This is a genomic window from Euzebyales bacterium, from assembly GCA_035461305.1.
In the GTDB taxonomy this organism is placed as follows: domain Bacteria; phylum Actinomycetota; class Nitriliruptoria; order Euzebyales; family JAHELV01; genus JAHELV01.
The window spans coordinates 1-8,403 of sequence record DATHVN010000138.1; the positions used below are offsets into that span (position 1 = coordinate 1).

An 8,403-nucleotide genomic window follows, 5' to 3' on the forward strand; every position below is an offset into this window, starting at 1 on the left:
CACAATGACGTGGGTTGTGCATCACCACTGGGACGTGGTGCCCACTCGTGGCGGGACGATCGTCGGTACGCGTGGTCGGCGCTGTGGTCATGCTCGCGGGTCTTGCGGCACACGGCTGGAGGAGCAGGCATGCGCCGGAGCGGGCCGGCGGTGGGCGACCGCGTCCTGGGTGGGCGTGTGTCCTGCCTGTGGTGGGCGATGGGCCGCCGCTGACCGTGCTGCCCGGTCTGGGCGCCGAGCAGGGCAACCCGTCGGGCTCGGAACGCTGGCGACTGGTGCAGTCGGTCCGGCCGTTGACCGCGGAGTTCACGGTGTATGTGATCAGCCGCGGTCCAGGACTGCCGGCGTCGGCGACCATGCACGACCTCGCCGCTGACGTCGCGGCGGGATCCGCGACGAGTTCGCGGTGCCGGTCGACGTGCTGGGCGTCTCCCGGGCGGGGTTCTCGCCCAGCGGCTCGCGATCGATCATCCCGTTCTCGTGCGCCGTATGGTGCTGCTCGCCACTGCCTGTAGGCTGTCGGACACCGGCCGCGACGCACAGCGGCGGCTTGCCGAGCTGATCGCGGCGGGGCGGCCGCGCGCTGCCTGGGCGGCGACCGGACGCCTCATGGCGGCCGGCCGGGTCAGGGGATGGTTGTGGTCCGCGCTGCCATGGCTCACCGGACCGTCGAGCACGCCCGACGACCCCTCCGACCTGCTGACCGTGATCCGCGCCGAGAACGCCTGCGATCTGACCGACGAGCTGCACCTGATCCCGGTCCCAACGCTGGTGGTGGTCGGCGGCCGCGACCGACCCTACGGGCCCGACCTCGCTCGCGTCACCGCCCGCGGCATCCCCGACGCGCGACTGCTGCTGTACCCACGCAAGGGCCACATCGCCAGCGCGGCGCACCGCCCGGCCTATCGACAGATCACCCGCTTCCTCCGGAGAGCCGGCCACCGGCGACGAGCCGCTGACCGCCGCGCTGCACGCGGTCAGTTCGCTTGTCACTGTCGCCCCGCTGTCGACCAGGACGTGACGTGGCTCGCGTGGCGCGTGATGCAGTCCTCGAGCGCCGCGGTGACGCCGACCATTAACAGCGCCGCGACGAGCCGGCCGGCCAGATAGGGCAGCGGGCGCAACGGGGTACCACGCAATCGCTTGAGCACGCCATGGTCGCGCGCCACCGCGACGGGTACATGCGTTGGTAGAGGCGCCCCCGGCTCGGCGACGGTGAAGTCCTCGTCAAACCCTGCCTCCTGCAGGACGATGCCGATCCGTTCGCGGAAGTCCCGACCACCCGTCCGTGGGTCGTTTGCCAGCACGTTGACGCGTCCGCTGGTACGGCGGCGGTGCCCCTCGAGGATCTCGACAGTGGTGGTCTTCCCGGCGCCCTTGGGTCGGAGGAGGGTGCGAAGACCTCCCCGGTCCTCACCGCGAACGACAACCCGTCGACTGCGCGGACCGTCCCGTACTCCTTGCGCAGCCCCTCGACCTCCAAGGCGCCCATCGACTCACTCCAACGTCACTCAGGCACCGGCCAGCATGTGCATCGTTCCGGGTGTCTCCCTCACCCTCCCGCAACGTCAGCGCGCTCCCCGGTCAGCTGCGACAGTGCCGGGGCGCGGCCCAGCTGGAAGAAGCGCCGTGCGATCAGCAGGTACCAGACCCACAGGATCACCCCTGCGAAGGCCGACAGGGCCAGGCCCACAGTCGGCAGGTAGTACCCGAACCCGACGACGTTGCCGATGATCAGCGCATAGGGGACCGCTTTGCCGAACCGGTCGGTCCGCAGCATGACCAGCCCGATCACGATGCCGGCGACCTGCCCGACCACGTAGCTCACCTGGAAGGCGGTGCCCTCCCGCCCAGCCAGCAGGACCTGCCCTGCGGCGAGCAACGCGGCACGCTCGGCCGCGGTCGTCGCGTCGGTGAACCGTGCGCTGAGCGCCAGCATCTCAACGGACGGGTTGGAGGCGACGAACATCGCGATCGCCAACAACCACAGGCCGGTGGACAGCAGGACGACCGACGGGCTGGTCCGTCGAAGCGCGACGTACGCCGCCAGGGCGATGACCACCAGCAGGACGTTGTCGACCACCAGCAGCAGATCGAGGTCGACGAGGCCAGCCACCGGGTACTCGCGCAACAGGGCGAACCAGCCGGCCACCGTGTCCGGGAACGGGAAGATCGTGAAGACGGCGATCTGGATCGGGATCAGCACCGCCGTGAACAGTGCCGCCGCGCCCGCCGCGCGGTACGCGTCCGCCAGGAGGCATCGTCTTCACGTCCGACCACGGCATCGTCACGGTCGTCGATCGCCGTGTGTCTGGATGCCGTCTGCGTCATCACACGCCTCCTTCGGCATCGACCTCAGCCATGCAAGCGCGCGGGCGGGTCTGGTGCCAGACCGCAGTCCGCGGGATCCGAAGGACCATCGGCAGCCGGTGCGCCGCGGCGGTCGATCTCAAGGGTGCGTCTGGTTGCAGCGGGTCCAACGGCCCCGTCTCCGGAGCGCGTTGGCCCTGTCCCGAACGGGTGACACACGACAGAGTCAAGTGCTGCTGGTGGCGCCGGTGGACCGCCGATGCCACGTCGACGTGGGAAGGCACCGTCGAAAGGGTGAAGGGATGAGAGTCGAGACGAGGGGCACATCGGCGCCTGCGTCGACGGTACTCGCCGTCACGACCGGTGTGGACGTCCCGCGGCGTGTTCGCCGAAGCCGCGTCGTTCGCTCCTGGGCCATCGCGTGGGGCGGTGCGGCGACGATCGGCGTTGCGAACGCGGTTCTGCGTGAGGCAGCGTTCAGCGATCTCGGTGAACTTCCCGCGCATCAGCTGTCGACCGTCACGCTGCTCGTCTTCCTGGCGGCGTACATGTGGGCGGTCGAGCGCTGGCGCCAGCTGCCGTCGACGCGTACGGCGGTGCAGGTCGGTCTGCTGTGGGCTGGCCTGACGGTGGTGTTCGAGTTCGTGCTCGGGTTGTACGTCACGAAGCAGCCGCTGTCCGAGCTTCTTGGCGCGTACAACGTCGCCGCCGGGCGTCTGTGGGCACTGGTGCCTCTGTGGATGGCCGTCGGGCCGGAGGTCGTCCGGCGTCGCTCGCGGACCTCGACTGCGTAGGAAGGCAAGGTGATGGGTCGAGAACGCAATGCGACCGGCGCGGCCACCGGCGACGTCAGCGCATGACCGCACGCAGGCGGTGTGGGGTCCGTGGCTGCTGGGCTGGATGGGCCTGGCACTGCTCGCCGTGATGAACGGGACGGTCAGGCAGCTCGGCTACCAGCCGTACGTGGGTTAGCGCACCGCCCGGCAGATCGCCACGGCCGCCATGTTTGACGTTGGCAGGCCACGCGGCCCATGCCACGGCGAGCAGCGCAGCCCGCTGCTGCGGCATCCCACAGACACCGGTGGGTGGGACGTCTGGCATCCCGATGGGCGGGTCGAACGACGTACGTACAGCGACGTTCGCCCGTCGTGTCGGCCACGTCGCCAAGCGATGGTGGGCACCACGGTTCGGAGTCTGGCTGGCTGCGGGCTCAGGAGGAAGGAGCGATCATGACGGCCACGAAGCCGTCGGTGGGCTGGTACTGGGTCGCGGGCGTGCTCGCGATCGTCGGGATCATCGGCGCCGTCGTCTGGGGGCTCACCGCGTATGGCGCTGTTGGTGACCGTGTGGACGGGTTCGCCCGCGCGCCGCTGCCGGGGCGGGAGGTCGTGCCGATCGACTCAGCCGGGACCTATGCGGTGTTCTACGAGGCGGTTGACACGGACCGCGTCCCGGCGTTCGACATCCGGGTGACCGATCCGGACGGTGCCGCCATGCCCGTCGCCGGATACGGCGGGGACCTGCGGTTGGAAGACGCTGACGTCATCAGCCAGGTGGTTGCGACCTTCGACGCGCCGCGACCAGGCGACTATGTGGTCACTGCGTCCGGTGTGGCACCGGGTGCGGCGACGTTCGCGGTCGGAGCGATCCCGACCACGGGGATCGCCGCAGTGGTGGGCGCGATCGTGCTGCTGTTCGCTGCGGTGGGCACCGCGATCCTCATCGCCCTGGTGACGTTCGTGCTCCGCAACCGCAACACCGGTCGGCAGCCACCGGCGGACGCGGTGCCGCGGACACCGGCGGGGATCGCCTGACCCGTCGCGCGTCCGGGCGGCGATCGCCTGACCCGTCGCGCGTCCCGGACGCCGTGTGTGGGGGAGAGGGGCCCTGGGAGTCAAGAGTGATGATCATGGTCACGCAGGTCGCATCGCAGAACAACGGGAGGACAACGACGGCCAAACCGACCGACGGGCCACTGCAGGGTGTCCGGTGGCCGGTCCGGCGCCCGACGGCGTGGCTGGCTGTGGTGCTGGGGATCGTGGGGGTGGCGCTGGGTCTGGGGGTCGGCGCACGACATCTGCAGGTGGCCGGCATGTCGCTCACGGCCGCGGTGGGCCTTGTAGGACTGGCCGTCGGTCTGGTCGCGACGGTCGCCGGTGCCACCGTGTTGCTTCGCGGCATGCACGGTTGGCGGCGGTGGTGGGCGCTGCCGGTGGGATTGTTGCTGCTGTGGTTCGTGGCGGTGCCGTTGACCACGGCCGTGATGGTGACCAACGTCCCACCAATCGAAGTGCACTCGCAGACGCCGGCCGACCGCGGGGTCGCGTACGAGGACGTGACGTTCATGACCGCCGACGGGGTGCGCTTGTCGGCGTGGTACGTGCCGTCGCGCAACGGCGCCGCGGTGGTGCTGCGCCACGGTGCGACGTCGACCCGCTCGGACACCCTGGATGTTGTGGTCGTGTTGGCCGGGCACGGCTACGGCGTCTTGGCGACCGATGCGCGCGGCCACGGCGGCAGCGGCGGCGTGGCGATGGACTGGGGATGGTTCGGTGACCTCGACACGGCGGCCGCCGTCACCTTCCTCTCGCAACGGCCTGAGGTCCACGCGGACCGCGTTGGTGTGGTGGGTCTGTCGATGGGCGGCGAAGAGGCGCTCGGCGCAGCCGCGGCCGATCCGCGGATCCGAGCGGTGGTCGCGGAGGGTGTCAGCAGCCGTGGGACCGTCGCCGATGACGATCTGGTGCTGCCCGACCATCCTGGCCGGTGGATGAACGTCGCCCAGACCTGGATCCAGCAGCACCTGGCGGACCTGCTGGCCGACGCGAGCGCTCCGACGGGGTTGCGCCCGGCGGTGGTCGCGGTGGCGCCGCGGCCGGTGCTGCTGATCGTCGGCGGTGACGCACTGGGTGGCGAGGTCACCGCCGGTCGGCGGCTGCAGGCTGCCGCGCCCGACAGCGTCGAGGTGTGGGAGGTCGCGGGTGCGCCGCACATCGGCGGGCTGGCCACCCATCCGCAGCAGTGGGAAACCCGTGTCGTCGGCTTCCTCGACCGAGCATTGCAGTGAGTGCGGCGTGCTCCTCGGACTGGTATCGCCCGACCCGATGGGAGGGTGATCGTCCTGGATCCACGCGTCACCCATCCGCAGGTTGAGTCGTGGCGCTGGCCGAGGACCTTCGAGGTGTGGGCGGGGACCTTCGGCTCTTGGCGGTGACCCGGCTCGTGGGAGCATTGACCCAGTCGAGAGAGAGGGGAGCGTCATGTCTGCTACGCGTCCCATCACCCGACCGTCACCGACCGTGGAGCCAGCGGACGACGCGGTCGTCGACACAGATGGCGTCCGCGGGACGCCCACGGCCTGGCGCTGACGGCAGAGCACTCGGTCCGTCGGGATCGGAGGGGATCGTGATGTCCGAGACGCAGAGCAGTCCGGTTGAGGTGACCGGTGCGCGTAGCTTTGTGCGGCGTCGTCCGGTCGCGGCCTTCGTCGCGCTCGCGTTCGCGTTGTCGTGGGGCTTCTGGCTGCTGCTCTACCTGACGTCCAGTCCGGTCATGTTCTTCCTCGGTGCCCTCGGCCCCGCGATGGCGGCCGCGATCGTCGCGTGGCAGGTGGGGACGCTGCAGCCGTGGCTGGGGCGTGTGCTGCGCTGGCGAGTGTCGCCGTGGTTCTACCTGTTCGCCTTCGGCTTCCCGGTGCTGCTGTACGGCGTGTCGAACGCGATTCTGGCGGTGTTCGGTGCGCAGCCGGATCTGTCGCTGCTGGGTCAGCGGCTGCCGGCGTACGCGGTGACGTGGGTGGCGGCGTTCTTCATGGGCGGGTTGGAGGAGCCGGGCTGGCGCGGCTTTGCGTTGCCGCGGCTGGAGCAGCGGTACACCCCGGTGCGGGCGACACTGCTGCTGGGGGTGGTGTGGGGGCTGTGGCACCTGCCGGTCGAGCCGCTGGCGATCGTGGTGACGGTGCCGTTGGCGTTCTTCTACACCTGGCTGTTCAACCGGACCGGTAGCGCCCTGCTGTGCGTGCTGCTGCATGCGAGCATCACCCCCGCGCAGGAGCACCTGAGCCTGGTCGCGGACAGCCCAGTGGTCGACCTGACGATCGGCGTGACGTTGATCGCGGCCGCGATCGGCTTCGTCGTCGCCACCCGCGGCCGCCTCGGGCTGCCGGACGGCGGCATCGGGAACGACCCCGCGGTGCCTGCTGGCCCACCCGTCACGGACAACCAGCGGAGCAGGTCCTGACGGCCGAGGATGGCGCGTCCGGCTGCAGCACCGCCTCAGGGTCAACCGTCAGGCTGCCCGCACCACACGATCCATACGGCTCCGGACGAAGCTGCCGTTTCTGAGTTGCCGCACGGGTCGTGCCAGACATCGGTAGCCGTGGGCGTGCGCCTGGCGATGCGGATCGTGTGGACTGCGCCCGATGCCGAGCAGCAGGTCCCAGGCGTTCTCCGTGCCGACGACGAACATCAGCACCACGAACGCGGCGGGCGACGAGACCCCGAGCCGGGCTCCGGCGATCATGGCGACCGCCCCGACCGCCGGGATCGCTTCGGCCACCAGCGGGACGACGAAACGGTAGGCGACGACGACCCGTGCCTCGTGGCGTGGCAGGCGGGCCTGTGCCCGATCAATGCCGGTGATGACCGCCAAGCCGAAGACCGCAAGCGTCAGCAACACAACAGCCGCAACGACCGGTGCGAGGCGAGCGAGCATAGAAGTCCCGCCACCCGACGAGCGGCTCCGCCAGGCCCACGATGCTTTCCAACCGTTGCATGCGCACGATACGGCGACAGCCAGGCGGGCTCCGGTAGAGGCGTGCTCCACCATTTGACGTGACCGGCGGCGGGGATGGGTCGGTGGGCGACAGGGCAGGCGGCACGGGAGGGTGGACATGGCAGCAACAGACGAGCTATGGGACATCCGTGGGCGGACGGTCCTTGTCACCGGCGGCACGGGTGGCATCGGCTACGCGGCCGCGCGGAACCTCGTTCGGCGCGGTGCGCGCGTGATCATCACCGGCCGAGACGCCGACCGCGGCAACGAGGCGGCCGGATCGCTCGCCCGCGAGGGCACGAGCGCGTCGGCGACGTTCCTGCAGGCAGATCATGCGACGGTTGGCGGCAACCAGCGGGTCGGCCGCGATGTCCGTGCCTACACCGCGCGCATCGACGTGCTCATCAACAACGTCGGCGGGCTGATCGACACGCGCCGGGAGACTGCCGACGGCTACGAGTGGACGCTTGCGATGAACTTCGTCGGGCCCTACGCGCTGACGACCCACCTGCTTCCGGTGTTGCGCGCCAGTGCGCCGTCGCGCTGCGTCAACGTCGTCTCGGCGGCCTTCAGGATGTGGAAGCGCGACCCGTTCAACGACGTGCAATCGACGCAGGCCTATGTCGGCGGCGACGCGTACGCCCGCAGCAAGCTGCTCAACGTCCTGTTCGGCCTGGCGTTGGCGGGCCGACTCGTCGACGAGCGGATCACGGTCACCATGGTCCATCCCGGCGTCACCTGGACACGGATGACGCAGTCGCAGACGGCGCGCACCATGCCGTCGTGGAGGTGGGTATGGCCGGTCGTTCGGCTCATCCAGCGGCACGGGTCGCCCGACAAGGCGGCCAGACGGGTGGCGTACCTGGCGAGCGCTGCCGAGCCTGGGGCACGGACAGGCGAGTACTTCGAGCGCGGTCCCCGTCCCAAGCGTCTGTCTGCGCGTGAGCTGGACCCCGCAGTCCAGGAGCAGGCCTGGCACCTCGGCGCGCAGCTCGTCGAGCGTGCTCCGACCAGGCTGAGCGCGCAAGAGGGGCCAACGCCGTAGCCGTTGGACGGTTGCACCGCGGCGCACCCGCGCGCACGGCGGCTCTGCGCTCATGCGTTCCACTGCTTGACCCAGCGGTCCTTGAGCAGCTCCTCGCGGACGAATGGGTCGCCGCCGACCAGCTGGTCGGCGTACTCGGCCGACTCGGCGGCGAAGATGATCAGACCGCCGGAGCGGTCGGCGAACGGGCCTCCCTGGTAGCCGTCCAAGTGCAGTTCCCGCCAGTAGGCGGCGTGATCGGGCGCGACCCGGCGGACGCGGTCGGGGTCATCGGT

The 8,403-nt window shown here is 70.3% G+C and carries 10 protein-coding genes; 7 read left to right on the top strand and 3 right to left on the bottom strand.

Annotated elements, in window-relative coordinates; all coding sequences use genetic code 11:
* Window positions 1-489: 489 nt before the first annotated feature.
* On the top strand, window positions 490-1,110 hold the full coding sequence (locus VK923_12770; GenBank protein ID HSJ45549.1) for a hypothetical protein: 621 nt from the start codon (window positions 490-492) through the stop codon (window positions 1,108-1,110).
* Window positions 1,111-1,552: 442 nt separating this feature from the next.
* Here the strand turns inward: VK923_12770 and VK923_12775 are convergent, their stop codons facing one another.
* Window positions 1,553-2,206: a hypothetical protein gene (locus tag VK923_12775; protein HSJ45550.1), complete on the bottom strand. Its 654-nt coding sequence runs from the start codon at window positions 2,204-2,206 to the stop codon at window positions 1,553-1,555.
* A 406-nt stretch (window positions 2,207-2,612) separates the two neighbouring features.
* Here VK923_12775 and VK923_12780 point away from each other — a divergent pair, with 406 nt between their 5' ends.
* The 5 genes from VK923_12780 (at window position 2,613) to VK923_12800 (ending at window position 6,549) form a co-directional block, all read left to right on the top strand.
* Window positions 2,613-3,104, top strand: coding sequence for a hypothetical protein (locus tag VK923_12780; GenBank protein HSJ45551.1), 492 nt, complete (start codon window positions 2,613-2,615; stop codon window positions 3,102-3,104).
* A gap of 28 nt (window positions 3,105-3,132) precedes the next feature.
* Window positions 3,133-3,282: a hypothetical protein gene (locus VK923_12785; GenBank protein HSJ45552.1), complete on the top strand. Its 150-nt coding sequence runs from the start codon at window positions 3,133-3,135 to the stop codon at window positions 3,280-3,282.
* A 257-nt stretch (window positions 3,283-3,539) separates the two neighbouring features.
* Entirely contained in the window at window positions 3,540-4,124 is a 585-nt protein-coding gene (locus VK923_12790) for a hypothetical protein (protein ID HSJ45553.1), read from the top strand.
* Window positions 4,125-4,219: 95 nt separating this feature from the next.
* Window positions 4,220-5,377: an alpha/beta fold hydrolase gene (locus VK923_12795; protein ID HSJ45554.1), complete on the top strand. Its 1,158-nt coding sequence runs from the start codon at window positions 4,220-4,222 to the stop codon at window positions 5,375-5,377.
* Between the two features lie 341 nt (window positions 5,378-5,718).
* Window positions 5,719-6,549, top strand: coding sequence for a type II CAAX endopeptidase family protein (locus VK923_12800; protein ID HSJ45555.1), 831 nt, complete (start codon window positions 5,719-5,721; stop codon window positions 6,547-6,549).
* A gap of 48 nt (window positions 6,550-6,597) precedes the next feature.
* Here VK923_12800 and VK923_12805 read toward each other — a convergent pair whose 3' ends face one another.
* Window positions 6,598-7,023, bottom strand: coding sequence for a hypothetical protein (locus VK923_12805; protein ID HSJ45556.1), 426 nt, complete (start codon window positions 7,021-7,023; stop codon window positions 6,598-6,600).
* A 178-nt stretch (window positions 7,024-7,201) separates the two neighbouring features.
* Here VK923_12805 and VK923_12810 point away from each other — a divergent pair, with 178 nt between their 5' ends.
* Window positions 7,202-8,128, top strand: coding sequence for an SDR family NAD(P)-dependent oxidoreductase (locus VK923_12810; GenBank protein ID HSJ45557.1), 927 nt, complete (start codon window positions 7,202-7,204; stop codon window positions 8,126-8,128).
* 50 nt (window positions 8,129-8,178) lie between these two features.
* On the opposite strand, the gene VK923_12815 is transcribed toward VK923_12810, so the two are convergent.
* A partial coding sequence (locus VK923_12815; GenBank protein ID HSJ45558.1) for a YciI family protein occupies window positions 8,179-8,403 on the bottom strand: 225 nt, incomplete at its 5' end.